Source organism: Escherichia sp. 10290 (genome assembly GCF_030295155.1).
In the GTDB taxonomy this organism is placed as follows: Bacteria; Pseudomonadota; Gammaproteobacteria; order Enterobacterales; family Enterobacteriaceae; genus Escherichia; species Escherichia coli_F.
This window is the reverse complement of the sequence record NZ_AP025741.1, coordinates 3,016,539-3,038,737: the sequence shown is the minus strand read 5'-3', so window position 1 is coordinate 3,038,737 and position 22,199 is coordinate 3,016,539. Positions and strand designations below refer to the sequence as shown.

General features: G+C 48.8%; 38 protein-coding genes. 31 read left to right on the top strand and 7 right to left on the bottom strand.

Annotation, left to right across the window (positions count from 1 at the left end):
* Window positions 1-111: 111 nt before the first annotated feature.
* The 6 genes from QUE74_RS15365 to QUE74_RS15340 form a co-directional block, all read right to left on the bottom strand.
* Window positions 112-300: a hypothetical protein gene (locus QUE74_RS15365; RefSeq protein ID WP_100733845.1), complete on the bottom strand. Its 189-nt coding sequence runs from the start codon at window positions 298-300 to the stop codon at window positions 112-114.
* Window positions 300-629, bottom strand: a complete 330-nt coding sequence (locus QUE74_RS15360) for an XkdD/Y8K6 family phage-associated protein (RefSeq protein WP_000657742.1) — start codon at window positions 627-629, stop codon at window positions 300-302. Before QUE74_RS15360 ends, QUE74_RS15365 begins: the two co-directional genes overlap by 1 nt.
* Before the next feature lie 52 nt (window positions 630-681).
* Window positions 682-1,047, bottom strand: a complete 366-nt coding sequence (locus QUE74_RS15355; protein WP_100733846.1) for a hypothetical protein — start codon at window positions 1,045-1,047, stop codon at window positions 682-684.
* A gap of 57 nt (window positions 1,048-1,104) precedes the next feature.
* The gene (locus QUE74_RS15350) at window positions 1,105-1,383 is read right to left on the bottom strand and encodes a hypothetical protein (RefSeq protein WP_000804698.1); all 279 of its coding nucleotides are present in this window, start codon (window positions 1,381-1,383) and stop codon (window positions 1,105-1,107) included.
* Window positions 1,384-1,385: 2 nt separating this feature from the next.
* Complete coding sequence (locus tag QUE74_RS15345) at window positions 1,386-1,694, bottom strand: transcriptional antitermination N peptide (protein WP_000216180.1); 309 nt, start codon at window positions 1,692-1,694, stop codon at window positions 1,386-1,388.
* 353 nt (window positions 1,695-2,047) lie between these two features.
* Entirely contained in the window at window positions 2,048-2,671 is a 624-nt protein-coding gene (locus QUE74_RS15340; RefSeq protein WP_371197151.1) for a LexA family protein, read from the bottom strand.
* A gap of 147 nt (window positions 2,672-2,818) precedes the next feature.
* Between QUE74_RS15340 and QUE74_RS15335 the strand changes: the two genes are divergently transcribed.
* From QUE74_RS15335 to QUE74_RS15260, 16 genes are all read left to right on the top strand, one after another.
* Window positions 2,819-3,034 carry a helix-turn-helix transcriptional regulator gene (locus QUE74_RS15335; protein WP_000067727.1) on the top strand — a complete coding sequence of 72 codons (216 nt, stop codon included), beginning with the start codon at window positions 2,819-2,821 and terminating at the stop codon, window positions 3,032-3,034.
* A gap of 109 nt (window positions 3,035-3,143) precedes the next feature.
* Entirely contained in the window at window positions 3,144-3,440 is a 297-nt protein-coding gene (locus tag QUE74_RS15330) for a CII family transcriptional regulator (protein WP_000438533.1), read from the top strand.
* 22 nt (window positions 3,441-3,462) lie between these two features.
* A complete protein-coding gene (locus QUE74_RS15325; protein WP_001244621.1) occupies window positions 3,463-3,735 on the top strand; it encodes a hypothetical protein in 273 nt (90 codons plus the stop codon).
* 62 nt (window positions 3,736-3,797) lie between these two features.
* Window positions 3,798-4,685, top strand: a complete 888-nt coding sequence (locus tag QUE74_RS15320; RefSeq protein ID WP_286331524.1) for a replication protein — start codon at window positions 3,798-3,800, stop codon at window positions 4,683-4,685.
* Complete coding sequence (locus tag QUE74_RS15315) at window positions 4,682-6,058, top strand: replicative DNA helicase (RefSeq protein ID WP_286331522.1); 1,377 nt, start codon at window positions 4,682-4,684, stop codon at window positions 6,056-6,058. Before QUE74_RS15320 ends, QUE74_RS15315 begins: the two co-directional genes overlap by 4 nt.
* 72 nt (window positions 6,059-6,130) lie before the next feature.
* Complete coding sequence (locus tag QUE74_RS15310) at window positions 6,131-6,337, top strand: hypothetical protein (protein WP_097504903.1); 207 nt, start codon at window positions 6,131-6,133, stop codon at window positions 6,335-6,337.
* Between the two features lie 17 nt (window positions 6,338-6,354).
* A complete protein-coding gene (locus tag QUE74_RS15305) occupies window positions 6,355-6,669 on the top strand; it encodes a phiTE_015 family protein (RefSeq protein ID WP_016063115.1) in 315 nt (104 codons plus the stop codon).
* A gap of 2 nt (window positions 6,670-6,671) precedes the next feature.
* Window positions 6,672-7,082, top strand: a complete 411-nt coding sequence (locus QUE74_RS15300) for a recombination protein NinB (protein WP_016063116.1) — start codon at window positions 6,672-6,674, stop codon at window positions 7,080-7,082.
* Entirely contained in the window at window positions 7,079-7,255 is a 177-nt protein-coding gene (locus QUE74_RS15295) for a NinE family protein (protein WP_001254220.1), read from the top strand. The genes QUE74_RS15300 and QUE74_RS15295 overlap by 4 nt, the downstream gene beginning before the upstream one ends.
* Before the next feature lie 2 nt (window positions 7,256-7,257).
* Window positions 7,258-7,620 carry a phage protein NinX family protein gene (locus tag QUE74_RS15290; protein WP_032177434.1) on the top strand — a complete coding sequence of 121 codons (363 nt, stop codon included), beginning with the start codon at window positions 7,258-7,260 and terminating at the stop codon, window positions 7,618-7,620.
* On the top strand, window positions 7,613-7,789 hold the full coding sequence (locus tag QUE74_RS15285; protein WP_016262210.1) for a protein NinF: 177 nt from the start codon (window positions 7,613-7,615) through the stop codon (window positions 7,787-7,789). Before QUE74_RS15290 ends, QUE74_RS15285 begins: the two co-directional genes overlap by 8 nt.
* On the top strand, window positions 7,782-8,051 hold the full coding sequence (locus QUE74_RS15280; RefSeq protein ID WP_001279421.1) for a hypothetical protein: 270 nt from the start codon (window positions 7,782-7,784) through the stop codon (window positions 8,049-8,051). The genes QUE74_RS15285 and QUE74_RS15280 overlap by 8 nt, the downstream gene beginning before the upstream one ends.
* The gene (locus QUE74_RS15275) at window positions 8,051-8,341 is read left to right on the top strand and encodes a DUF1364 domain-containing protein (protein WP_097468586.1); all 291 of its coding nucleotides are present in this window, start codon (window positions 8,051-8,053) and stop codon (window positions 8,339-8,341) included. The genes QUE74_RS15280 and QUE74_RS15275 overlap by 1 nt, the downstream gene beginning before the upstream one ends.
* Entirely contained in the window at window positions 8,338-8,700 is a 363-nt protein-coding gene (locus QUE74_RS15270) for a RusA family crossover junction endodeoxyribonuclease (protein WP_025748958.1), read from the top strand. The genes QUE74_RS15275 and QUE74_RS15270 overlap by 4 nt, the downstream gene beginning before the upstream one ends.
* Window positions 8,697-8,885 carry a protein ninH gene (locus QUE74_RS15265; RefSeq protein ID WP_000994516.1) on the top strand — a complete coding sequence of 63 codons (189 nt, stop codon included), beginning with the start codon at window positions 8,697-8,699 and terminating at the stop codon, window positions 8,883-8,885. The genes QUE74_RS15270 and QUE74_RS15265 overlap by 4 nt, the downstream gene beginning before the upstream one ends.
* Entirely contained in the window at window positions 8,882-9,505 is a 624-nt protein-coding gene (locus QUE74_RS15260) for an antitermination protein (protein WP_001235461.1), read from the top strand. The genes QUE74_RS15265 and QUE74_RS15260 overlap by 4 nt, the downstream gene beginning before the upstream one ends.
* Before the next feature lie 140 nt (window positions 9,506-9,645).
* Here QUE74_RS15260 and QUE74_RS15255 read toward each other — a convergent pair whose 3' ends face one another.
* A complete protein-coding gene (locus QUE74_RS15255) occupies window positions 9,646-9,828 on the bottom strand; it encodes a hypothetical protein (protein WP_100733882.1) in 183 nt (60 codons plus the stop codon).
* A gap of 110 nt (window positions 9,829-9,938) precedes the next feature.
* Here QUE74_RS15255 and QUE74_RS15250 point away from each other — a divergent pair, with 110 nt between their 5' ends.
* The 15 genes from QUE74_RS15250 (at window position 9,939) to QUE74_RS15180 (ending at window position 22,198) form a co-directional block, all read left to right on the top strand.
* The gene (locus QUE74_RS15250; RefSeq protein ID WP_000783734.1) at window positions 9,939-10,262 is read left to right on the top strand and encodes a phage holin, lambda family; all 324 of its coding nucleotides are present in this window, start codon (window positions 9,939-9,941) and stop codon (window positions 10,260-10,262) included.
* Entirely contained in the window at window positions 10,246-10,722 is a 477-nt protein-coding gene (locus QUE74_RS15245; RefSeq protein WP_000229392.1) for a glycoside hydrolase family 24 protein, read from the top strand. Before QUE74_RS15250 ends, QUE74_RS15245 begins: the two co-directional genes overlap by 17 nt.
* A complete protein-coding gene (locus QUE74_RS15240) occupies window positions 10,719-11,156 on the top strand; it encodes a lysis protein (RefSeq protein ID WP_096964581.1) in 438 nt (145 codons plus the stop codon). The genes QUE74_RS15245 and QUE74_RS15240 overlap by 4 nt, the downstream gene beginning before the upstream one ends.
* Window positions 11,157-11,751: 595 nt before the next feature.
* Window positions 11,752-12,132: a Gp49 family protein gene (locus QUE74_RS15235; RefSeq protein ID WP_042970721.1), complete on the top strand. Its 381-nt coding sequence runs from the start codon at window positions 11,752-11,754 to the stop codon at window positions 12,130-12,132.
* Between the two features lie 103 nt (window positions 12,133-12,235).
* Window positions 12,236-12,478 carry a DUF2560 family protein gene (locus tag QUE74_RS15230; RefSeq protein WP_000807785.1) on the top strand — a complete coding sequence of 81 codons (243 nt, stop codon included), beginning with the start codon at window positions 12,236-12,238 and terminating at the stop codon, window positions 12,476-12,478.
* A 2-nt stretch (window positions 12,479-12,480) separates the two neighbouring features.
* Window positions 12,481-12,921 carry a hypothetical protein gene (locus QUE74_RS15225; protein ID WP_000113732.1) on the top strand — a complete coding sequence of 147 codons (441 nt, stop codon included), beginning with the start codon at window positions 12,481-12,483 and terminating at the stop codon, window positions 12,919-12,921.
* Window positions 12,918-14,333, top strand: a complete 1,416-nt coding sequence (locus QUE74_RS15220) for a PBSX family phage terminase large subunit (RefSeq protein WP_000200766.1) — start codon at window positions 12,918-12,920, stop codon at window positions 14,331-14,333. The genes QUE74_RS15225 and QUE74_RS15220 overlap by 4 nt, the downstream gene beginning before the upstream one ends.
* Window position 14,334: 1 nt before the next feature.
* Window positions 14,335-16,533 carry a portal protein gene (locus tag QUE74_RS15215; RefSeq protein ID WP_021514407.1) on the top strand — a complete coding sequence of 733 codons (2,199 nt, stop codon included), beginning with the start codon at window positions 14,335-14,337 and terminating at the stop codon, window positions 16,531-16,533.
* 90 nt (window positions 16,534-16,623) lie between these two features.
* The gene (locus QUE74_RS15210) at window positions 16,624-17,517 is read left to right on the top strand and encodes a scaffolding protein (RefSeq protein ID WP_086251806.1); all 894 of its coding nucleotides are present in this window, start codon (window positions 16,624-16,626) and stop codon (window positions 17,515-17,517) included.
* An 18-nt stretch (window positions 17,518-17,535) separates the two neighbouring features.
* Window positions 17,536-18,795, top strand: coding sequence for a P22 phage major capsid protein family protein (locus tag QUE74_RS15205; RefSeq protein ID WP_033558930.1), 1,260 nt, complete (start codon window positions 17,536-17,538; stop codon window positions 18,793-18,795).
* Between the two features lie 41 nt (window positions 18,796-18,836).
* Window positions 18,837-19,025 (top strand): hypothetical protein, encoded by a 189-nt coding sequence (locus QUE74_RS15200; protein WP_001389518.1) that lies wholly within the window; start codon window positions 18,837-18,839, stop codon window positions 19,023-19,025.
* Window positions 19,006-19,467 carry a packaged DNA stabilization gp4 family protein gene (locus QUE74_RS15195; RefSeq protein WP_001140510.1) on the top strand — a complete coding sequence of 154 codons (462 nt, stop codon included), beginning with the start codon at window positions 19,006-19,008 and terminating at the stop codon, window positions 19,465-19,467. The genes QUE74_RS15200 and QUE74_RS15195 overlap by 20 nt, the downstream gene beginning before the upstream one ends.
* 9 nt (window positions 19,468-19,476) lie before the next feature.
* Window positions 19,477-20,895: a packaged DNA stabilization protein gp10 gene (locus QUE74_RS15190; RefSeq protein WP_286331508.1), complete on the top strand. Its 1,419-nt coding sequence runs from the start codon at window positions 19,477-19,479 to the stop codon at window positions 20,893-20,895.
* Window positions 20,895-21,743 (top strand): tail needle knob protein, encoded by an 849-nt coding sequence (locus QUE74_RS15185; RefSeq protein WP_167784486.1) that lies wholly within the window; start codon window positions 20,895-20,897, stop codon window positions 21,741-21,743. Before QUE74_RS15190 ends, QUE74_RS15185 begins: the two co-directional genes overlap by 1 nt.
* The gene (locus QUE74_RS15180) at window positions 21,743-22,198 is read left to right on the top strand and encodes a DUF2824 family protein (RefSeq protein ID WP_000614039.1); all 456 of its coding nucleotides are present in this window, start codon (window positions 21,743-21,745) and stop codon (window positions 22,196-22,198) included. Before QUE74_RS15185 ends, QUE74_RS15180 begins: the two co-directional genes overlap by 1 nt.
* Window position 22,199: the final 1 nt, after the last annotated feature.

The following is a 22,199-nucleotide window of genomic DNA, read 5'->3' as shown; positions in this document are numbered from 1 at the left end:
CCTCACACTGGAGGGCAAAGAAGATTTCAAATAATCAGAACAAGTCTGCTCCTGTTTAGTTACGAGCGACATTGCTCCGTGTATTCACTCGTTGGAATGAATACACAGTGCTTATTCGTCATGCATTTTAGGTAATTCTTCGTATTCGACGCCCCATACGAGTTTACACCAACTAACTCGCTCATATCTTTTACAAAAATCAGACCACATAACTTGTGTTCCATCATGGTTTGTTATTACTTCTGTAATATCACCAACACTAACAAAACTGGTATTAGAAGCAGTTATTTTTACTTTCATTACTCATCCCCAAGAGCTTTGCTGATTGCTGACTGTGCTTTCGATACTTCATCAGGATAATGGTCATTCCAGTTTTGCTTGTATGCCTTGTTTAGCATTGCTTGCAGGGCATTTAAAAGGTCTGGTGCTGCCGCTATTAGATGGGCATTAGCGATTGTTTTATCGAAAGAAGTCTGATTGTATCCTCCAATTATTGAAGGAGTGCTCTGGAGATATGCAATTTCATGCAGTGACTCAGATGAATTAATTTCTATGCAAGCCACGCTTGCGTCACTTGCGCTGCTGTGAGAAAAACTCCATTTACCAGGAGTACCATTAAACTCTTTCATCTTCGCCTCTGTTGTTTATGCCAAAAATAAAGGCCGACTATGCGGCCTGAAATTACTTAACCAATGATGCTGCATATTCGATAAGGTAAAGCTTTGGGGCCAGCCAAATTTTTAACCAGTCGAAATAATTGAAGAAAACAACAATAGAAGTAATCGCTATTCCTGATGTTACAAGTAGCGATAAAAGAACAATATCCACATCACCTCCTTTATTCCATGCAAAAATCATCAGATAAACACACGCTATAATCACCAATACACAGATAGTCTGAATTCCAGCTGATGATACGGCGTGCCACATCAAAAGCTGATGGATGACATCAGGAATCTGTGCCTGGCTAAATGAAACAGCCGCGTCTATTCCATTACTGGCTTTTTGCAGTAGTTCTACGAGAATCTTGTTTGCTTGTTCTTCCATATCTCATCTCAAATAAGTGGTTTGCTTGCAATAAAAAACCCGTCTTGGACGGGTTGATTACCATTTCTTTTTGGGGTTTCGTTGATGGGCGTGATTGACAACTTTAAACATTGCATCTCCACCAGAATTATTGTCAATCTCTGTCTTTTCGTGAGCTACTGCTAATTCAGCTGCTTTTTCACCCCTCACGGCAGCCAATCCTCCTTTTTCCAAAATCTCTGCCTTTCTCTCCTCCCGGCTCTTGTTTTCCTTCTCTGCTCTTTCTGCCTTCCTGGCCTCTCTGCGGCGGTTCCTGCTATTATCTCTCGCTGGCTTGATTGTTATGCTAGGCTTCATTTTTACCTCGCTGTAATTAGTTTTTGCCTTCTGTAACCAGCAGCATACAGTGCAACTTCAGGCAAACAAACGCTTCCGCTATTCGCATCTGTATTTGATTTGCTAATGATGCCGAGTGATATTGCTTTTTCAGAAATGCTTAAACGCTTTCTCGGGGCTTCCTGAACAGGTTCCTCACTGTCTGTGCCGAAGATCGAATCGATGATGTTGCATATAGCATCACGCTCGATAGCCAGCTTTCTGCGCCGCTCATGACGGCGAGTTTTGGCATTTCCTGCAAATGTTGATTTTCCGTACACGATTACCGTCATGATATTTTCCTCATGTGAAATGGCTTTGGTGGTGATGCGCCAGGTGCTGATCTTCTGGTTGCTGTCGTTGCAGCTGCAATTCACATCACCGCCAAACCCATCTCGTTTGGTATCTGTTTGCGCTTTGTCAGCGCCCCATCGAAGTTAAAGAGCCTGCCAATCTGTTCCGTTTGGCTTCCAGCTTCCTGCTGATGGCTAAATAGTACGATGTGTACTTTATTGAGTCAATACAAAATGTTCTAAATGTGGTTGGTTTTTTATAACACTTTGTATTTTATTGATTTATATTTTGGAAAAAGAAAACCCGACGCTAAGGTCGGGTTATTGTTGTGTGTTTTAGAGTGGTGAGGCTGTTAACTAAATGTCTCTTCAGGCCACTGGCTGGCGATAACTTTCCCTACTACGGAACAGCTATCATTGCATGGGATCATTGGATATTGCGGGTTTAGTGGTTGTAGGAACACCTGACCGCTATCCCTGATCAGTTTCTTGAAGGTAAACTCGTCACCGCCAAGTCTGGCTATGCAGAAATCTCCTGGCTCAACAGCCTGCTCAGGGTCAACGAGAATTAACATTCCGTCAGGAAAGCTTGGCTTGGATCCTGTTGGTGCGGTCATGGAATTACCTTCAACTTCAAGCCAAAACGCACAATCACTGGCTTTTTTGGTTGTGCTGACCCATCTCTCCGCATCACCTTTGGTAAAGGTTCTAAGCTCAGGCGAGAACATCCCGGCCTGAACATGAGAAAAAACAGGGTACTCATATTGTTTTTTAACGGGGGCAGATGAGTATTCGCCAGCAGGTGAAAATGTACCGTCGTGGTTGAATGAGACGTTATCAATACCAAGGTATTTAAACACCACACCAATCTCGTCAAGAGATGGATGACGAGATCCGCGCAACCAGTGACCAATTCCACCCTGCGTCATACCAAGCTCTTCAGCTAACTTCTCTTGAGTTATGCCGAGCTCTTTCATTCTGGATCTAGCCAGTTCATACCATTTCATTTTCATATCCTTATTATTACGCTATGTACTAAAACCATCCATGCACAAGATGTATTTTTTGTTTGCATTCCAAAAGTACATATCGTATTATTGTTTCATGGTTACTATGGAGGGCATATGAGCAACCTACGAAAATATCGAGAGTCACTGAATATCTCTCAAACAACACTTGCTAAGGCGGTTGGATGCACACAGGGAGCTATCGGACATTGGGAATCTGGTCGTCGCTTCCCAGACCTTAAAACATGCCGTGCTCTTGTTGCGTGCCTAAACAAGTTAGGCGCAAAAGTCAGTCTTGATGACGTGTTCCCGCCGGAACACAAAGCCGCTTAATAAGCGGATCCGCTCTTTATCAATCTGCACCGCCGACAACGCGGTAACTAATTAATCGCTCATCGAAAGATGAGTATTAGTGATTATTTACCTATGGAAATAGTAAGAAATGGAACAAACAAGTTACAGCAAACTATCACAGCGCGATGTTGATCGCGCAGAAACCGATTTACTGATCAACCTGTCAACACTTACCCAGCGCGGTCTGGCAAAGATGATTGGCTGTCATGAATCGAAGATAAGCAGAACGGACTGGAGATTTATTGCCTCGGTCTTGTGTGCTTTCGGAATGGCATCAGATATCAGTCCGATTAGCAGGGCTTTTAAGTATGCGCTTGATGGACTCACCAATAAAAAACGCCCGGCGGCAACCGAGCGTTCTGATCAAATACAAATGGAATTTTAACAACATCCAACGAGGTAATTATATGCGAAACAAAGGCTTTAATCCACCTGATACACACAAAGAAGCTAAGCGTTTGCGCTTCCTTCGTTCCATTGATGAAAGAACTCAAATCTCTTTTGTGAAAGTTGCCAGAACTGAGCTTCTGAAGGCTGAGGCGAGGGCGTTGCTCCCGTCTCTACCAAAAGAGGAGGGATATACGTTCATTCCAAACGCATTTCTGGAAAAGCTGCTCAAAGAAGACATATCCGTAAGTCAGTTTAACGATGTTCTTAAGGTCTTTCGTCAAGGCAGGTAGTTATGAGCAATACAGCAAAAATCTACGATTTCAGCGCCGCACACGAGCGCAGGAGCAACAGGATGGAGAACCAGAAAACTGGTTACATTCCGTTGTACCGGAGCATTCTGAAACAGTCATGGGCGAAAGATGTTTATCTTCGCACCCTGTGGGAAAACCTTCTCCTGAATGCCGCCAGAAAGCCATACAAAGCGAATTTCAAAGGTCATGAATGGCATCTGCAACCCGGTCAACTGGTTGTGACAGCAGCTGATTTAGGTCTTCAGTTATGCGACAGGCATGGCAAGCCGGCAAGCCGTGATCAGGTTGAGCGGATGCTTCAGGTTTTTGTGAAAGAGGGGATGATCTCCATTGATGGAGAGAAGCAAAAAGGTCGTGTGATCACCATCACAAATTACCATGAATACGCTCAAAAAATTGACAATTCACCCGCACATGAAGCCGCACAAACAACCGCACATGATGCCGCACATGGCGAAGCCAGCAATGGCGTGGCTTTCAGAGTACATGCCGCACATGAAAGCGCACATGAAGCCGCACAAACAACCGCACATCATGAACAAGAAGGTATTAACAAGAATATAAATAATACCCCCCTACCCCCCAATGGGGGAGGCGATGGGCAGGTTAAACCTGAACGTCGCAAGGCAGAACGAATCGACTACGAATCCTTCCTGAACGCCTACAACACCGAAGTCGGTGACAGACTTCCACACGCTGTTGCGGTCAACGAGAAACGAAAACGCCGCCTGAAGAAAATCATCCCGCAACTGAAAACGCCAAACGTGGACGGTTTCAGAGCGTATGTCAGGGCGTTTGTACATCAGGCCAAGCCGTTTTACTTCGGAGACAACGACACGGGCTGGACGGCAGATTTTGATTACCTGCTGAGGGAAGATTCGTTAACGGGAGTACGGGAAGGGAAGTTTGCAGACAGGGGGATTGCATGAGACAGGATATCGAAGCGAGCGTTATCGGTGGCCTGCTGATTGGTGGATTAACTCCAGCCGCCAGCGACGTTCTGGCAACGCTGGAGCCGGAAGCGTTTTCAATTCCGCTCTACCGGAGAGCCTTTGAGGTTATCCGCAAGCAGGCGCGAAACAGAAACCTAATCGACGCGCTGATGGTTGCCGAGGCGTGCGGAGAGGAGCATTTCACGTCAATCCTGATGACCAGCAAAAACTGCCCGAGCGCCGCAAACCTGAAGGGATATGCCGGAATGGTCGCGGATAACTATCACCGCCGTCTGGTGCTGGAAATCATGGATGAAATGCGTGAACCAATTCAGAGCGGAACCATCGATACATCAAGTCAGGCGATGGACGAGCTTGTAAAGCGTCTTTCAGCCATCAGAAAGCCCCGTGACGAGGTTAAACCTGTACGGTTAGGGGAAATCATCACCGACTACACTGACACGCTTGACAGGCGTCTGAGGAACGGAGAAGAGTCCGATACCCTGAAGACCGGAATCGAAGAACTTGATGCCATCACCGGAGGGATGAACGCGGAAGACCTGGTGATAATCGCTGCTCGTCCTGGTATGGGGAAAACAGAGCTGGCGCTGAAGATTGCTGAAGGCGTTGCAAGCCGCGTTATTCCCGGTTCTGACGTCCGGCGCGGAGTGTTGATTTTCTCAATGGAAATGAGCGCATTGCAGATTGCAGAGCGAAGCATTGCCAACGCCGGGAGGATGTCAGTTAGCGTGCTGCGAAATCCTGCATCGATGGATGACGAAGGCTGGGCGCGTGTTGCTAACGGCATGAGTCAGCTTGCAGATTTGGATGTATGGGTAGTCGATGCCTCGCGGTTATCGGTCGAAGAAATTCGCTCAATCGCAGAACGGCACAAACAGGAAAATCCAAACCTGTCACTCATCATGGCGGATTATCTTGGCCTGATTGAGAAGCCGAAAGCAGATCGCAACGACCTCGCAATTGCTCACATCTCCGGAAGCCTGAAGGCGATGGCGAAAGACCTGAAAACGCCTGTTATCTCCCTAAGTCAGCTTTCGCGCGATGTTGAGAAGCGACCAAACAAACGCCCGACAAACGCAGATTTGCGTGATTCAGGAAGCATTGAGCAGGACGCAGACTCAATCATCATGCTCTATCGGGAAGCGGTATATGACGAGAACAGTAGCGCCGCGCCATTTGCTGAAATCATCGTGACGAAAAACCGTTTTGGCTCGCTTGGTACGGTTTACCAGCGGTTCTGCAACGGACACTTTGTTGCATGTGACCAGGATGAAGCCAGACAGATTTGCACAGCATCAAATGCACCTGCTGCGCGTGGCAGACGATATGCACAAGGGGCTGACGTATGACCATCTACATCACTGAGCTAATAACAGGCCTGCTGGTAATCGCAGGCCTTTTTATTTTGGGGAGAGTAAATCGTGGTTGAGTTGATTTTCTCTGCATTGAGGCTTCTCGGTGCTCTGTGGATGGTGGCGACGTTCATTGTGGTTGCTGGCTGTTTTGTCCGGTTGGTAGGCGAAGGTAAAGACCTGGTGGGTGTGCTTTTCGGTAGCATTTTCCTGTGGATGATTATCGGTGTTATGCCTGTCGCTGTAGCAAAAATGGCGTGGCGTTTTGTGAGTTGAACTGAGGGTAAGTATCGATGGACGAATCAAGAAAGCAGTTTGAGGAATACGTTGCCAAAAAATTGAGATTACCATTCGAGATGATAACCGAGGCAAGAAATGGTGATAGGTACTTCGCATTTTCAAGCATGGATATTCGTCACTCCTTAAATGAGTGGTGGACTTTATGGCAGGCATCGCGAGCAGATATTGAAATAACCGCGCCAAAGTTTATCGACAGCAGAGAAGCATTAGCCAAAGGGTTTACCGTTGATTATTCCAATGGCTTCGGTGATGCAATGGATGCTTATGAGGAAAACATCCGCTCTGCTGGAGTCAAAGTGAAGGAGTAACGATGAAGCAAACAATCTTCCTCCGAAGTAAGCAACAACAGCAAGCCGCAATCAACGCCATCCTCGAAACTCCTCTCGATAAAGACAAGCCAGTCACCATCCGCATTACTGACTACAAGCGCAACCTTGACCAGAACGCAAAATTTCACGCGATGCTGGCGGATATCGCTCGTCAGGTTCAATGGTGCGGCAAATGGTTAAAACCGGAACAATGGAAGGTTTTGTTGATCAGCGGTCATTCAGTGGCAACAAAGCAGGAAGCTGATGTTTTGCCCGGCCTTGAAGGCGAATACGTCAACATTAGGGAGAGCAGCGCACAGATGAGCGTGAAGCGTATGGCAAGTCTGATCGAGTACACAACAGCATGGGCTATTGGTCAGGGTGTCAGATTTACCGACAGGAGGTACGAATGAGACGACAGCGACGAAGTTTCACCGACATCATCTGCGAAAACTGCAAATACCTTCCAACGAAACGCTCCAGAAATAAACGCAAGCCAATCCCAAAAGAATCTGACGTAAAAACCTTCAATTACACGGCTCACCTGTGGGATATCCGGTGGCTAAGACATCGTGCGAGGAAATGACAATGGATTATTCACAGTTAAGTGATTTTGAAATTAACGTGGCAGTATTCGAAGCCATTCATAACGGATCACCGGATTACAAAGAAGGTGAGAATGGCGCGATGGTGTTTATCTCATTTGAGGGAGACATTGTAAACGGAGACGCAGTTGAAGTAGAAGTTGAGCGCGGATCCTTTAACCCATGCGCAAACCCAGCAGACGCATGGCCGATTATTGCTGATAACGGAGTTAACATTCTCTGGGACTGGAACGAAAGCGGTTTGCACGGTGCTTCTGCCAACCCTATTTGGGAGCATGAGCATGAAAATGTTCTCCGCGCCGCCATGATTGTCTTTCTCATGATGCAGGACGCCAATAATGCTTAGCCCATCCCAATCCATTCAATACCAGAAAGAAAGCGTCGAGCGAGCTTTAACGTGCGCTAACTGCGGTCAGAAGCTGCATGTGCTTGAAGTTCACGTGTGCTCCGATTGCTGCGCAGAACTGATGAGCGATCCGAATAGCTCAATGTACGAGGAAGAAGACGATGAGTGATTTCTCTGAGCTTATTTCCTTCAAAAAAGACAGAGAAGAAATGCGGACTGAATCTGTCTATTACGTTCAACACCGGAATAAACGCTCGGTGCTTGATCAGGAGTTGGTTATTACCGGAGACCTGGCATTCAGAACATATAAGGCCAGCATGGAAATGAAGGATTTCCCTAAATGTGGTTCTGAAAGAGAAGCTGCGTTAAAGCTGGCTGAGTGGATGCAGAGAATGGCTGCTGCAATTGAGAATTACTGGAGTGAACCATAATGGCTAACCTACGCAAAGAAGCACGCGGCAGAGAATGCCAGGTACGTATTTACGGAATATGCAATGGTAATCCTGAAACTACAGTTCTGGCACATTACCGGATGGCTGGAATTTGCGGAACGGGAATGAAGCCTGACGACCTGATCGGTGCATGGGCTTGTAGTGACTGCCACGCGGAGATCGACCGACGCACCCATAATCTCGACAACAAAGACGCCAGACTTTACCACCTCGAAGGCGTGATCAGGACGCAGGCGATACTGCTGAAGGAGGGGAAGATTAAGTCATGAGCGAATATCAGTTTGTGCTTCCATACCCGCCGTCGGTGAACACCTACTGGCGAAGACGGGGAAGCCAATACTACATCAGCGATAAAGGCCAGAAATACCGAAAAGACGTTCAGCAAATCATCCGCCAACTTAAGTTAGACATTTTCACCAAATCACGACTCCGCATCAAAGTCATCGCAGACGTTCCAGACTCCCGCCGCCGCGACCTCGACAACATCCTGAAAGGTTTACTCGACTCCCTTATCCACGCCGGATTTGCGGAAGACGACGAGCAATTCGATGACATTCGCGTAATTCGTGGCGTGAAAGTACCAGGCGGAAGGCTTGGAATAAAAATCACCGAACTGGAGAACGCATGAACGCCACAATTCAAACGATACCAGAGCTTCTTATCCAGACACGAGGCAATCAGACTGAAGTGGCAAGGATGCTTTCCTGCGCAAGAGGAACAGTGCTCAAGTACAACCGAGACAGCAAAGGCGAGCGTCATGTAATAGTTAACGGCGTCCTGATGGTCAAACAGGGCAAGAGGGGAAGACGATGAGACTCGAAAGCGTAGCTAAATTTCATTCGCCAAAAAGCCCGATGATGAGCGACTCACCACGGGCCACGGCTTCTGACTCTCTTTCCGGTACTGATGTGATGGCTGCTATGGGGATGGCGCAATCACAAGCCGGATTCGGAATGGCTGCATTCTGCGGTAAGCATGAACTCAGCCAGAACGACAAACAAAAGGCTATCAACTATCTGATGCAATTTGCACACAAGGTATCGGGGAAATACCGTGGTGTGGCAAAGCTTGAAGGAAATACTAAGGCAAAGGTACTGCAAGTGCTCGCAACATTCGCTTATGCGGATTATTGCCGTAGTGCCGCGACGCCGGGCGCAAGATGCAGAGATTGTCACGGTACAGGCCGTGCGGTTGATATAGCAAAAACAGAGCAGTGGGGGAGAGTTGTTGAGAAAGAATGCGGAAGATGCAAAGGTGTCGGCTATTCAAGGATGCCAGCAAGCGCCGCATATCGCGCTGTGACGATGCTAATCCCAAATCTTACCCAACCCACCTGGTCACGCACTGTTAAGCCGCTGTATGACGCTCTGGTGGTGCAATGCCACAAAGAAGAGTCAATCGCAGACAACATTTTGAATGCGGTCACACGTTAGCAGCATGATTGCCACGGATGGCAACAAATTAACGGCATAATATTGACTTTTTGAATAAAGTTGGGTAAATTTGACTCAACGATGGATAAATGCACTCGTTAAATAAAGCCCTGAGTTAATAGCTCGGGGCTTTTTGCGTTTTAAGCACGACCTTTCTGAAAGCGCATCAAACCAAATACCAGACAGACCAAAATAATCACCTTATCCGCTGTGGCTACGGTGCGGTGTGCTTTGCATAAAAGAAAACCAGCGCAATGGCTGGCTTCGTGAAAGCGGGTGGCATGAGGTTGCGCTAACAACTTCCTGCCGTTTTGCCCGTGCATATCGGTCACGAACAAATCTGATTACTAAACACAGTAGCCTGGATTTGTTCTATCAGTAATCGACCTTATTCCTAATTAAATAGAGCAAATCCCCTTATTGGGGGTAAGACATGAAGATGCCAGAAAAACATGACCTGTTAGCCGCTATTCTCGCGGCAAAGGAACAAGGCATCGGGGCAATCCTTGCGTTTGCAATGGCGTACCTTCGCGGCAGATATAATGGCGGTGCGTTTACAAAAACAGTAATCGACGCAACGATGTGCGCCATTATCGCCTGGTTCATTCGTGACCTTCTCGACTTCGCCGGACTAAGTAGCAATCTCGCTTATATAACGAGCGTGTTCATCGGCTACATCGGTACTGACTCGATTGGTTCGCTTATCAAACGCTTCGCTGCTAAAAAAGCCGGAGTAGAAGATGGTGGAAATCAATAATCAACGTAAGGCGTTCCTCGATATGCTGGCGTGGTCAGAGGGAACTGATAACGGACGGCAGAAAACCAGAAATCATGGTTATGACGTCATTGTAGGCGGAGAGCTATTCACTGATTACTCCGATCACCCTCGCAAACTTGTCACGCTAAACCCCAAACTCAAATCAACAGCCGCCGGACGTTACCAGCTTCTTTCCCGTTGGTGGGATGCCTACCGTAAGCAGCTTGGCCTGAAAGACTTCTCTCCAAAAAGCCAGGACGCTGTGGCATTGCAACAGATTAAAGAGCGTGGCGCTTTACCGATGATTGATCGCGGCGATATTCGTCAGGCTATCGACCGTTGCAGCAATATCTGGGCTTCACTGCCGGGGGCTGGTTATGGTCAGTTCGAGCATAAGGCTGACAGCCTGATTGCAAAATTCAAAGAGGCTGGCGGAACGGTCAGAGAGATTGAGGTATGAGCAGAGTCACCGCGATTATCTCCGCTCTGGTTATCTGCATCATCGTCTGTCTGTCATGGGCTGTTAATCATTACCGGGATAACGCCATCGCCTACAAAGCCCAGCGCGACAAAGCCACATCCATCATCGCTGACATGCAGAAGCGTCAACGTGATGTAGCAGAACTTGACGCCAGATACACAAAGGAGCTTGCTGATGCTAACGCGACTATCGAAAGCCTCCGTGCTGATGTTTCTGCTGGGCGTAAGCGCCTGCAAGTCGCCGCCACCTGTGCAAAGTCAACGACCGGAGCCAGCAGCATGGGCGATGGAGAAAGCCCAAGACTTACAGCAGATGCTGAACTCAATTATTACCGTCTCCGAAGTGGAATCGACAAGATAACCGCGCAGGTTAACTACCTGCAGGAATACATCAGGACGCAATGCCTGAAATGATCGGGCGATGAAAACCAAAAAAACAGGAGCAATACATGACTAAGCTTTATCACCGCATCTCAACTTTTCTCTCTGGTTGCTGGGCGTTTATCACGTCTATTTCGTTCGCCATCTTTAGTTTCGGTAGCACAGCGTGCTCGCTTAGTCGGGGTCTGTGGCGTGCTATTTCAGCACTAGCGCCGAAATTTTTACCTGAAAAGGCTGTTTGGCGAATTGTAGAGCGAATGTGTAGTGAGAGCGTTCGCGAGAAGATTAACGTATTTGGACGTCATCCTCGAAATACAGGCGCATTGTGCAGTCCGTTACTGTAGTCATTACAAAGCCCATCTACGGGTGGGCTTGATAATGAAACCGTGATTTACATCCCCACAATCCGGGTATGTAAAAGATAGTTCAGGCGAGAACGGATTTAACTAAATCTGTGCGCCACCAGTTAACGGCAGTACAGCGAAACAACCCAAGCCAGAAAGTGGGGAAATAACACTGGCAGCCACTGAAAGATGAACCTCCTGCCTGATGGCAAAAAAGATTCTTTGTGGTGGCGGACTGATGGAAAGACATCCTAATCAAGCAACCACTCCACAGGGTCATAATTATGAACGACCAGCAAATCGAAAAAGAAATCGTTGAGAAAGGCCAAACGGCACCGCGAATCACCCCGCAGCACATCGAAGACGTGATTAAAAGCGAGCATTACTTTACTGCTTATGATGGACGAAATGGTGCCATTTCCAGCAACGAATATTGTGGCAGGGAAAAACCAGAAGAAGGCGATCGTGATTTATCACCATTGAAGTTGCTCACTTTCTGCGTACTGGTGCTGAAGAATGGCTTCACCGTCACCGGAGAGAGTGCCTGTGCAAGCCCGGAAAACTTTGATGCAGAAATTGGTAGGAAGATTGCCCGGCAAAATGCTGTAAACAAAATCTGGATGCTCGAAGGTTACTTGCTGAAGCAGAAGCTAAGCGAACAGTAGTTATTACAAAAGCCATTCCCTACAGAGTGGCTTTGATAATGGCTTATACCCTACACGGGATATCTTAACTGATATCCCTTTTAACGGATAAACGGAGCCAACAATGGCAGAGATTATTCCCATGACTGAAGAACAGAAATTCCAGTTAGAGATTTACAAACTGGTCATGAACCAGAACGCAGCCGCAGAGGAGGCATTTCAGTTCATTGGCACTGACGAGCTGAAGCTTGAGCTATTCAAAATTCACTTCCAGTCAGGTGGCGCTAATTCGGATATCACGATCCGCACATTCGAAGCGGTGCGTAAATCGAAGGAAGCGTTAGACCTGTTCACTACCGGAGCATAAACATGGCGCGCCCAACAAAGTATCAAGAGGCGTACGCCGAACAGGCACGCAAACTGTGCTTGCTGGGCTATACAGACGCAGAACTTGCTGATTTCTTTGAAGTCAGTGAGTCAACTATTAACAAGTGGAAGCTTGATTATCCTAAGTTTTCGGAGTCCATAAAAAAGGGTAAGGCCGTCGCTGATGCAGAAGTTAGTGATCGTCTTTATCAACGCGCTATGGGCTTCGTGGCTCCAGATATCGATATTCGTGTTATTGAAAACAGAATTGTCGAAACTCCGCTTGAGAAGTATTACCCGCCTGATACAACCGCTGCCATTTTCTGGCTTAAGAACCGACAGAAGGATAAATGGCGCGACAAGGTTGATCACGAGCTAACAGGCAAAGACGGCGGCGCAATCCAGATTGAAACATCACCGATGAGTACTCTATTCGGAAAATGACCTCGATTAATCCTATCTTTGAACCGTTCATTGAGGCGCATCGCTACAAAGTTGCCAAAGGCGGTCGAGGTAGCGGTAAGTCATGGGCAATTGCGAGGCTGCTTGTTGAAGCGGCGCGTCGGCAGCCTGTGCGTATTCTCTGCGCTCGTGAACTGCAAAACAGTATCAGCGATTCGGTAATCCGGTTGCTTGAAGACACCATAGAGCGGGAAGGGTATTCGGCCGAGTTTGAAATTCAGCGTTCCATGATTCGTCATCTCGGAACGAATGCTGAATTCATGTTCTACGGCATCAAAAACAACCCGACGAAGATTAAATCGCTCGAAGGCATTGATATCTGCTGGGTGGAAGAAGCGGAAGCGGTAACGAAGGAATCATGGGATATCCTGATCCCAACCATCCGTAAGCCGTTCTCTGAAATATGGGTGAGCTTTAACCCGAAGAACATCCTCGACGATACCTATCAGCGATTCGTCGTAAATCCTCCCGATGATATTTGTCTGCTGACGGTGAACTACACCGACAATCCGCACTTTCCTGAAGTTCTCCGTCTGGAGATGGAAGAGTGCAAACGCAGAAATCCGACACTGTATCGTCACATCTGGCTTGGTGAGCCAGTGAGCGCAAGTGATATGGCAATCATCAAACGAGAATGGCTTGAAGCTGCAACCGATGCGCACAAGAAACTCGGATGGAAAGCGAAAGGCGCGGTTGTTTCTGCGCATGACCCATCAGATACAGGGCCAGATGCTAAAGGTTATGCATCGCGTCACGGTTCGGTAGTTAAGCGCATTGCCGAAGGCCTGCTGATGGACATCAACGAGGGTGCTGACTGGGCTACTTCGCTGGCGATTGAAGACGGCGCTGACCATTACCTGTGGGATGGTGATGGCGTCGGTGCGGGGCTACGCAGACAGACAACGGAAGCGTTCTCCGGCAAGAAAATCACCGCCACGATGTTCAAGGGTAGCGAATCGCCATTCGATGAAGATGCGCCGTATCAGGCCGGAGCATGGGCTGATGAAGTCGTACAGGGTGACAACGTTCGCACTATTGGCGATGTATTCCGCAATAAGCGAGCGCAATTCTATTACGCGCTGGCTGACAGACTGTATCTGACATATCGGGCGGTTGTTCACGGTGAGTATGCAGACCCCGACGACATGCTGAGTTTCGACAAAGAAGCGATAGGCGAGAAGATGCTGGAGAAGCTGTTTGCAGAACTTACGCAGATTCAGCGCAAATTCAATAACAACGGGAAGCTGGAACTTATGACTAAGGTCGAAATGAAGCAGAAGCTCGGTATCCCATCTCCTAACCTGGCTGATGCGCTGATGATGTGTATGCATTGCCCGGAGTCGGCTGCGCAACCCGACTATTCCAGTTACTCAATTCCTTGTGGTGTAGGTTGATATGGCAGAAAAAAAGATGACTGACTGGCATCGCAAGGTGCTGTGCAACTTTGATAATGCCTGGTCAGCAACGCAGGATATGCGTGAGCAGATTATTGAGGCTCAACGTTTCGTCCGGGTATCCGGCGCACAGTGGGAAGGCAGCACAAACGCTGGTTACTCATTTGATGAAGGCAGGTTCGAGCATTATCCGCGTTTTGAACTGAATAAGATTGCCCGTGAATGTGATCGCATCATTGGCGAGTATCGACAGAATCGCATCAGCGTTAAATTCAGGCCGAAGGACGATAAGGCATCGGAAGCGTTAGCCGAAAAGATGAACGGCAAATTCCGCGCTGACTATCAGGAAACATCCGGTGGCGAAGCGTGTGATAACGCATTTGATGATGCTGTAACGGGCGGATTCGGTTGTTTCCGCATGTGTGCCGATTACGAAGATGAAATGGATCCGAGTAACGAGCAGCGACGCATCAGTCTTCTTCCTGTTTACGACCCAGCGACATGCGTCTTCTTCGATCAGGACAGCAAGCAATATGACCGCTCTGATGCTATGTGGGCTATGGAAATGTTCTCCATGACGCCTAAAGCGTTCGAGGCTGAATACCCTGATTCCATCGCGGCAAGCCTTTCTCGTGATGACACTGGCACTCAATATGACTGGTCAACGCCCGATGCCATCTATGTTGGACGCTACTACGAAGTTCGCATAGAGAAGGTGAAGCTCACGGCGTGGCGCAACCCTGTTAGCGGAGAAACGGCAATCTATGATGAAGAGCAAATCAAAGATATTGTTGACGAACTGACCGATGGCGCATTCGAACTGATTGGCGAGCGGACAGTGAAGAAACGCCGCGTTTATTGCGGCCTTCTGTCTGGCGCTGAATGGCTGGAAGAACCGAAGCGTATTCCTGGCGAACATATTCCTCTCATCCCGGTATATGGGCGTCGCTCATTTGTTGATAATCAGGAGCGAATCGAAGGCCACGCTGCAAAAGCGATGGATGCACAGCGTCTTGAGAACCTGATGGTTTCCATGATTGCAGATAACGCTACTCAGGCTGGCGGTGATGGCATTCCTATCGTGGATGTTGATTTCATTCCCGGTCCATTAATGAATTACTGGGCAGAGAGGAATAAGAAAAGACCTGCAGTTCTTCCCATGACCAGCAAGAAGGACAAAAACGGAACGGTCATTTCAGAGGCTCAGGTTGCTGGCTGGACACCTCCGACACAAATGCCTCCTGCTCTTGCCGGGCTATTGCAGTACACCGGAACGGCTATTCAGCAAATTACAGGTGCGTCGCAGCTTGAGAACATGCCGAGCAACGTCGCTACCGATACCGTTGATAGCATCTTTAACCGGATGGACACGCAGTCCTATATCTACATGGACAACATGGCTAAATCCATGCGCCGTGCTGGCGTCGTGTGGCTTTCTATGGCTCGTGAAGTCTATGGCAGCGATACGCCAATGCGCATCGTTAATGAGGATGGCAGCGATGACGTGGCGCTGATGACTGGTGAAGTGGTTGACCGTCAGACAGGGCAGGTTATCGCGCTTAACGACCTTTCGCAGGGTAACTATGAAGTGACTGTCGATGTCGGTCAGTCGTTCGCTACTCGCCGTGATGCAACGGTTAAGTCGTTACTTTCCATGCTGGCACTTATCCCGCCAGGAACGCCGAAGCATGACCTTGTATCGTCGATGATTCTCGACAATATGGACGGCGAAGGGATGGACGACCTGAAAGAATACAACCGCAATCAGTTGCTTCTGTCTGGCGTTATCAAGCCGAGAACGCCTGAAGAACAGCAGATGGTTGAACAGGCGAAACAACAACAGGCCAGTCAGCCAGATCCGGCTATGGTTGCAGCGCAAGGTCAGCTTCTTGCTGGTCAGGCTGAATTGCAGAAAGCGCAGAACGAACAGGCAGCCATTCAGGTTAAAGCATTCCAGGCACAGACTGATGCTCAGGTTGCAGCGGCAAACGTTGTGAAAATCCTCGCATCTGCCGATAGCCAGCAGAAATCTGATATCCGCGAGGCTCTGAAACTGCTCGGACAGTTCCAGCAACAGCAAGGAGACAATGCCCGTGCTGATGCAGAGCTTGTCCTGAAAAGTCAGGCACAGGGACATGCGCAGCGCATGGACATCAGCAGCATCCTGCAAAAATCAACTCAGCAACAACCACAGCAGTAATTAACCCATAACGTGCAATGGCTGTCTTTATGAGGCCTGGCACCCTATTGCCTTCCGATGGGCTGAACATCGAGTAAACAGGGGTAACAAATGGACCAGATGGCAGAAAACACACCAGAAGTTGAAATCGAAACCGACGCGTCAGAGCAGATTCCTGATGATGTCGAACGGGCTGAAGAAGTCGAAACAGAAGATGGCAGTGAGTCCTCCGGCAATGATGCAGAGGAAGCTACTGAAACTGATGACGACGAATCAGAACAGGAATTCTACTTTGGTGACGAAAAGCTGGATTCGCCAACCAGCGAAGATGGCGCAGAGCATGGACTGGTAAAACACCTGCGCAAGACGATTAAAGAGAAAGACCGCGAGCTGAAAGAGCTGATGCGTCAGTCTCAGAAACCCGTCGAGCAGCAGCCGGTAATCACTCAACCACCGCGAATGCCAAAACTGGACGATGAGGACATCGGTTTCGATGAAGAAATCTACCAGCAACGCATGGCTAAGTGGGCAGAGGATAACGGCAAGTACCAGCAACAGGAGATGGCTCGCAAGCAAAAGGAGCAGGAGATTCAGGCTGCCTATCAAGAGCGATTATCCAAATATCAGCAACGTGTTAAGGCTCTCAAAGTTCCTGGCTATCAGGAAGCTGAGCAGGCCGTACTCGAGGAAATCCCCATCGAGACACAAAACGCGATCCTGTTTGAGTCAGAGAAGCCGGAAATCGTTGTTCTGGCACTCGGTCGCAACGCTGAACTGCGCAAGCAACTGGCAGAAGCTACCAACCCCGTAGCAATTGGTCGTCTGCTGGAACGTATCGAATCGAAGGCCAGAATCATGCCAAAAGCAAAAACCACGGCAGCCACAACCCCGACAGTCAAGGGGAGCAACGGCGCAGTAATCAATAACCTCGACAAACTGAAAGCCAAGGCGCTGGAAACTGGTGACTGGACGCCGTATTTCGCCGCTAAAAAGGCAAAAAAATAACCTATCGGAGCATTAAGCATGGCTAACCAATTAGCAAAAGACCTTGAAATCATGTTCGAAAACTACGTTGAAGGCTTTGAGGCCGCCTGCGTAGTTTCCCGTAACGCTAAAAAATTCCGTCCCGGTGATACCGCAATGCAGAGAGCAGGTGATGTTCTGTATCGTCCGCAGCATTACCACATGAACATTGAGGAAGGCCTCGATCTCAGCAGCAAAACGCCAACAGCACTGGTTCAGCGCCTTGTTCCTTCTGTGTTCAAGGAGCCGAAAAACATTCTGTACACTCTGGATGCGCGTGAAATGCGTGACCCGGAACATAAAACTGAAGCTGGTCGAGCCGCAGGTATGCGCCTTGCTGCACAGATTGACTCTGACCTGATTTCCATGGTCACGCAGCGTGCTACTAACGTGGTCGCAATTCCTGCCTCAGAAAATGGCTCACGGGGCCTTGCCTTGTGGAATGGTGCGGCAGATATTGATGCCACCATGACGGCGATTGGTGTACCTCAGGGTATCAACCGTCGCTCTTTCTGGAACCCCTTCAACTACAAAGACCTTGCTGGCGAGCTTGGTCACCGTGCCTACGCTCAGGGCGCAACCCTGACAGCATACGAAAAAGCGCAGATCCCTCCGGTTGCTTCCTTTGATAGCTACAAGACCGATATTTCCGGTCGATTACCGGCAGGAAGCACTGAAACCTTGACAGTATCAAATCAACCTGAACACAAGGTTGAAGCGAAAGATTCAAATGGCATGCCTGTTGATAACCGACAGGGGACCATTACGGTATCTGCTAAAGGCTTGCAGGTTGGCGATGCGTTTACCATCGCAGGTGTGAATTCCGTACACCAGATCACCAAAGATACCACCGGGCAGCCGCAGGTATTCCGCGTTCTGGCAGTAGACACAGCAGGAACCACCGTAACAATCTCTCCAAAGATTCTCCCTGTTGGAAATGCCGATGTTGCGAGCCGTCCATATGCAAACGTCGATGCCAAGCCGGCAGAAACTGCAGCAATCACCATTCTCAACAAAAATGCCGCACCGGCTAACCTGTTCTGGGCTGATGGTTCTGTTGAACTGATGTACGGCAAACTGGCGTTCCCGACTGGTCAGGGTCCACAGGTAATGACAGCAACCACCGAGCAGGGCGCTACGCTGATCATGTCTTACGCCTTCGACCACATCAAAGGCGTAACCACTGCTCGTTTCACCACTCTGTACGGTTGCTCTGTACTTGTTCCTGAATATACGGGCATCGTTATTGCCGGGCAGTAATTTTGGTGGGGCTTCGGCCCCATTTTTATTGGGAGAAGACAATGGCACGAACAATGCTCTATAAGCCTGGCAACATGATCACCTGTGGTCAGTTTGCTGTCGATTACATCATTGTTGATGACGAAGAAGTTAAATCTCACCTGAAAAAAGGCTGGGTAAAAACTCCTGAAGAAACCGCAACGAAGCAAAAAGTGGCTAAGGCGGAAGAAGATGGCGAAAACGAAGGGTGATCTCGTTCTTAAGGCTTTACGAAAAGCCGGGCTGTATTCCAATGCCACGTTGACAGATGCCGACCCTCAGGCAATTGAAGATGCCATTAATGACCTCGAAGACATGATGGCAGCATGGCAGGCGAAAGGTATCGAGCTTGGATATCAGTTTGCTGATACAGAAAACGGCATCATGCCGTTACCTGACGATGATTCAGGTATCCCTGCATGGGCAAATGATGGCGTCGCTTTGAAGCTCGCTGTGCAGGTGTGCATGGATAACGTCATTCAGCCGTCGGATGCTCTCCTGACCGCTGCTGACAGTGCATATCAGACAATCTGTATCGCTTTAACCAAAATACCACCACTTGAGCGACGAAATGACATGCCTCGCGGTAGTGGTAACAAAAGCGCGTTTACGTGGAATCGGTTTTACATCGAGAAAGATGATCCGAGTACGTGAGGTGAATAAATGCCGATTCAGCAACTTCCACTTATGAAAGGTGTCGGCAAAGACTTTCGAAACGCCGACTATATCGACTATCTGCCAGTGAATATGTTGGCTACACCCAAAGAAATCCTGAACAGCAGCGGATATCTTCGCTCATTCCCGGGCATTGCCAAACGTTCTGATGTGAACGGCGTATCGCGAGGCGTCGAGTACAACATGGCGCAGAGTGCTGTTTATCGCGTGTGTGGTGGGAAGCTGTACAAAGGAGAAAGTGAGGTCGGTGATGTTGCCGGAAGTGGTCGCGTATCAATGGCGCATGGTCGAACATCACAGGCGGTAGGCGTTAACGGGCAACTGGTCGAGTATCGCTATGATGGCACGGTTAAAACCGTCTCAAACTGGCCTGCGGACAGCGGATTCACGCAGTATGAGTTAGGGTCCGTCCGCGACATTACGCGCTTACGCGGGCGTTATGCGTGGTCAAAAGACGGTACTGATTCATGGTTTATCACTGACCCTGAAGACGAATCGCACCCTGACCGCTACAGCGCACAATATCGCGCAGAATCGCAGCCTGACGGCATCATCGGCATCGGAACATGGCGAGACTTCATCGTATGCTTTGGTTCATCAACGATTGAATATTTCTCCCTGACTGGTGCAACCACCGTTGGTGCTGCTTTGTATGTCGCGCAGCCATCGCTGATGGTGCAAAAAGGCATCGCCGGAACTTACTGCAAAACGCCGTTTGCTGATTCCTATGCGTTCATCAGCAATCCGGCAACAGGTGCGCCGTCTGTGTACATCATCGGCTCCGGTCAGGTGTCACCAATCGCCAGCGCGAGCATTGAGAAAATACTACGCTCCTACACTGCTGATGAACTGGCTGATGGCGTGATGGAATCGTTGCGGTTTGATGCTCATGAGTTGCTGATTATTCACCTGCCGCGCCACGTCCTCGTGTACGACGCATCTTCAAGTGCCAATGGTCCGCAATGGTGTGTGCTGAAAACAGGCCTGTATGACGATGTGTACCGCGCTATCGACTTCATTTACGAAGGCAATCAGATAACGTGTGGCGATAAGCTGGAGTCCGTGACCGGGAAATTGCAATTCGACATCAGCAGCCAGTACGACAAGCAACAGGAACACCTGCTGTTTACTCCACTGTTCAAAGCGGATAACGCCAGAGTGTTCGACCTTGAGGTTGAATCGTCAACTGGCGTTGCGCATTATGCTGACCGCCTTTTTCTCTCTGCAACCACTGACGGCATCAATTACGGGCGTGAGCAGATGATTGAGCAGAATGAACCGTTCGTTTACGACAAACGCGTTTTGTGGAAGCGAGTAGGGCGCATCAGGAAAAATGTCGGCTTCAAATTGCGCGTTATCACGAAGTCACCTGTCACTCTGTCTGGCTGCCAGATAAGGATTGAGTAATGGCGGATTCGAATCTCAATGTGCCGGTAATCATCCAGGCTACGCGGCTCGACACATCAGTCCTTCCACGCAATATCTTCTCGCAGTCGTATCTGCTTTACGTTATCGCACAGGGCACTGATGTTGGTAACGTGGCTAACAAGGCCAACGAGGCCGGACAGGGCGCTTATGATGCACAGGTCAGGAACGATGAGCAGGATGTGATTCTCGCTGACCATGAGCAGCGAATTTCTGCTGCGGAAGCAACGCTTGTTAATCATGAGGAGCGAATCAGCCAGGCAGAATCAACTCTTCAGGAACATGAAACACGAATAGCTCAGAATGAAAGCGATATTGCGTCGCTTGATACCAGAGTTCAGTCGCTGGAATCGCAGGTTTCAGACCATGAAACGCGCATCGATGCTCTGGAGTATGCCACTACTCGCAAAAAGTCAGAGGTTGTTTACTCTGGCGTATCTGTAACCATCCCGACAGCGCCGACCAACCTTGTTAGCCTGCTGAAAACGCTCACGCCGTCATCCGGCGCGTTGGCGCCATTCTTCGACACCGTTAACAACAAGATGGTTGTGTTCAACGAGAACAAAACCCTGTTCTTCAAGCTGTCGATTGTCGGGACGTGGCCCAGCGGAACAGCCAACAGGTCAATGCAGCTAACCTTTTCCGGTTCTGTTCCTGACACACTGGTAAGCAGTCGCAACTCGGCGACAACAACCGATAACATCTTGTTAGCTACGTTCTTCAGCGTGGATAAAGACGGATTTCTTGCCACAAATGGCAGTACGTTAACCATTCAGTCGAATGGTGCGGCGTTTACTGCCACAACCATCAAGATAATCGCGGAGCAGTGATGATTCAGTTCAAACCAACGCGAAACATCGACCTGATCGAAGCAGTCGGAAATCACCCTGACATTATTGCCGGAAGCAACAACGGTGATGGATACGACTACAAGCCTGAATGCCGTTACTTTGAGGTTAACGTGCACGGTCAGTTTGGCGGCATTGTTTACTATCAGGAGATTCAGCCGCTGACATTCGATTGCCACGCCATGTACCTGCCAGAGATTCGCGGCTTCAGCAAGGAAATCGGGCTGGCGTTCTGGAGATACATTCTGACTAACACCACCGTTCAGTGCGTAACATCGTTCGCTGCACGCAAATTCCGCCACGGTCAGATGTACTGCGCAATGATTGGCCTTAAGCGTGTCGGAACCATCAAGAAATACTTTAAAGGCGTGGATGACGTGACTTTTTACAGCGCCACACGCGAAGAACTAATCGACTTCCTGAATCACGGGAGATAGC

Excerpts from the sequence above, each read along its gene's own strand:
- QUE74_RS15210 (WP_086251806.1), top strand. The coding sequence starts at position 16,624 with ATGGACCAGATGGCAGAAAACACACCAGAAGTTGAAATCGAAACCGAC.
- QUE74_RS15205 (WP_033558930.1), top strand. The coding sequence starts at position 17,536 with ATGGCTAACCAATTAGCAAAAGACCTTGAAATCATGTTCGAAAACTAC.
- QUE74_RS15315 (WP_286331522.1), top strand. The coding sequence starts at position 4,682 with ATGAGACAGGATATCGAAGCGAGCGTTATCGGTGGCCTGCTGATTGGT.
- QUE74_RS15270 (WP_025748958.1), top strand. The coding sequence starts at position 8,338 with ATGAGCGAATATCAGTTTGTGCTTCCATACCCGCCGTCGGTGAACACC.
- QUE74_RS15335 (WP_000067727.1), top strand. The coding sequence starts at position 2,819 with ATGAGCAACCTACGAAAATATCGAGAGTCACTGAATATCTCTCAAACA.
- QUE74_RS15290 (WP_032177434.1), top strand. The coding sequence starts at position 7,258 with ATGGATTATTCACAGTTAAGTGATTTTGAAATTAACGTGGCAGTATTC.
- QUE74_RS15305 (WP_016063115.1), top strand. The coding sequence starts at position 6,355 with ATGGACGAATCAAGAAAGCAGTTTGAGGAATACGTTGCCAAAAAATTG.
- QUE74_RS15295 (WP_001254220.1), top strand. The coding sequence starts at position 7,079 with ATGAGACGACAGCGACGAAGTTTCACCGACATCATCTGCGAAAACTGC.
- QUE74_RS15260 (WP_001235461.1), top strand. The coding sequence starts at position 8,882 with ATGAGACTCGAAAGCGTAGCTAAATTTCATTCGCCAAAAAGCCCGATG.
- QUE74_RS15325 (WP_001244621.1), top strand. The coding sequence starts at position 3,463 with ATGCGAAACAAAGGCTTTAATCCACCTGATACACACAAAGAAGCTAAG.
- QUE74_RS15225 (WP_000113732.1), top strand. The coding sequence starts at position 12,481 with ATGGCGCGCCCAACAAAGTATCAAGAGGCGTACGCCGAACAGGCACGC.
- QUE74_RS15240 (WP_096964581.1), top strand. The coding sequence starts at position 10,719 with ATGAGCAGAGTCACCGCGATTATCTCCGCTCTGGTTATCTGCATCATC.
- QUE74_RS15365 (WP_100733845.1), bottom strand. The coding sequence starts at position 300 with ATGAAAGTAAAAATAACTGCTTCTAATACCAGTTTTGTTAGTGTTGGT.
- QUE74_RS15300 (WP_016063116.1), top strand. The coding sequence starts at position 6,672 with ATGAAGCAAACAATCTTCCTCCGAAGTAAGCAACAACAGCAAGCCGCA.
- QUE74_RS15230 (WP_000807785.1), top strand. The coding sequence starts at position 12,236 with ATGGCAGAGATTATTCCCATGACTGAAGAACAGAAATTCCAGTTAGAG.
- QUE74_RS15215 (WP_021514407.1), top strand. The coding sequence starts at position 14,335 with ATGGCAGAAAAAAAGATGACTGACTGGCATCGCAAGGTGCTGTGCAAC.
- QUE74_RS15275 (WP_097468586.1), top strand. The coding sequence starts at position 8,051 with ATGGCTAACCTACGCAAAGAAGCACGCGGCAGAGAATGCCAGGTACGT.
- QUE74_RS15200 (WP_001389518.1), top strand. The coding sequence starts at position 18,837 with ATGGCACGAACAATGCTCTATAAGCCTGGCAACATGATCACCTGTGGT.
- QUE74_RS15320 (WP_286331524.1), top strand. The coding sequence starts at position 3,798 with ATGGAGAACCAGAAAACTGGTTACATTCCGTTGTACCGGAGCATTCTG.
- QUE74_RS15340 (WP_371197151.1), bottom strand. The coding sequence starts at position 2,671 with ATGAAAGAGCTCGGCATAACTCAAGAGAAGTTAGCTGAAGAGCTTGGT.
- QUE74_RS15280 (WP_001279421.1), top strand. The coding sequence starts at position 7,782 with ATGAGTGATTTCTCTGAGCTTATTTCCTTCAAAAAAGACAGAGAAGAA.
- QUE74_RS15360 (WP_000657742.1), bottom strand. The coding sequence starts at position 629 with ATGAAAGAGTTTAATGGTACTCCTGGTAAATGGAGTTTTTCTCACAGC.
- QUE74_RS15190 (WP_286331508.1), top strand. The coding sequence starts at position 19,477 with ATGCCGATTCAGCAACTTCCACTTATGAAAGGTGTCGGCAAAGACTTT.
- QUE74_RS15185 (WP_167784486.1), top strand. The coding sequence starts at position 20,895 with ATGGCGGATTCGAATCTCAATGTGCCGGTAATCATCCAGGCTACGCGG.
- QUE74_RS15265 (WP_000994516.1), top strand. The coding sequence starts at position 8,697 with ATGAACGCCACAATTCAAACGATACCAGAGCTTCTTATCCAGACACGA.
- QUE74_RS15330 (WP_000438533.1), top strand. The coding sequence starts at position 3,144 with ATGGAACAAACAAGTTACAGCAAACTATCACAGCGCGATGTTGATCGC.
- QUE74_RS15355 (WP_100733846.1), bottom strand. The coding sequence starts at position 1,047 with ATGGAAGAACAAGCAAACAAGATTCTCGTAGAACTACTGCAAAAAGCC.
- QUE74_RS15245 (WP_000229392.1), top strand. The coding sequence starts at position 10,246 with ATGGTGGAAATCAATAATCAACGTAAGGCGTTCCTCGATATGCTGGCG.
- QUE74_RS15350 (WP_000804698.1), bottom strand. The coding sequence starts at position 1,383 with ATGAAGCCTAGCATAACAATCAAGCCAGCGAGAGATAATAGCAGGAAC.
- QUE74_RS15345 (WP_000216180.1), bottom strand. The coding sequence starts at position 1,694 with ATGACGGTAATCGTGTACGGAAAATCAACATTTGCAGGAAATGCCAAA.
- QUE74_RS15285 (WP_016262210.1), top strand. The coding sequence starts at position 7,613 with ATGCTTAGCCCATCCCAATCCATTCAATACCAGAAAGAAAGCGTCGAG.
- QUE74_RS15195 (WP_001140510.1), top strand. The coding sequence starts at position 19,006 with ATGGCGAAAACGAAGGGTGATCTCGTTCTTAAGGCTTTACGAAAAGCC.
- QUE74_RS15250 (WP_000783734.1), top strand. The coding sequence starts at position 9,939 with ATGAAGATGCCAGAAAAACATGACCTGTTAGCCGCTATTCTCGCGGCA.
- QUE74_RS15235 (WP_042970721.1), top strand. The coding sequence starts at position 11,752 with ATGAACGACCAGCAAATCGAAAAAGAAATCGTTGAGAAAGGCCAAACG.
- QUE74_RS15180 (WP_000614039.1), top strand. The coding sequence starts at position 21,743 with ATGATTCAGTTCAAACCAACGCGAAACATCGACCTGATCGAAGCAGTC.
- QUE74_RS15255 (WP_100733882.1), bottom strand. The coding sequence starts at position 9,828 with ATGCACGGGCAAAACGGCAGGAAGTTGTTAGCGCAACCTCATGCCACC.
- QUE74_RS15220 (WP_000200766.1), top strand. The coding sequence starts at position 12,918 with ATGACCTCGATTAATCCTATCTTTGAACCGTTCATTGAGGCGCATCGC.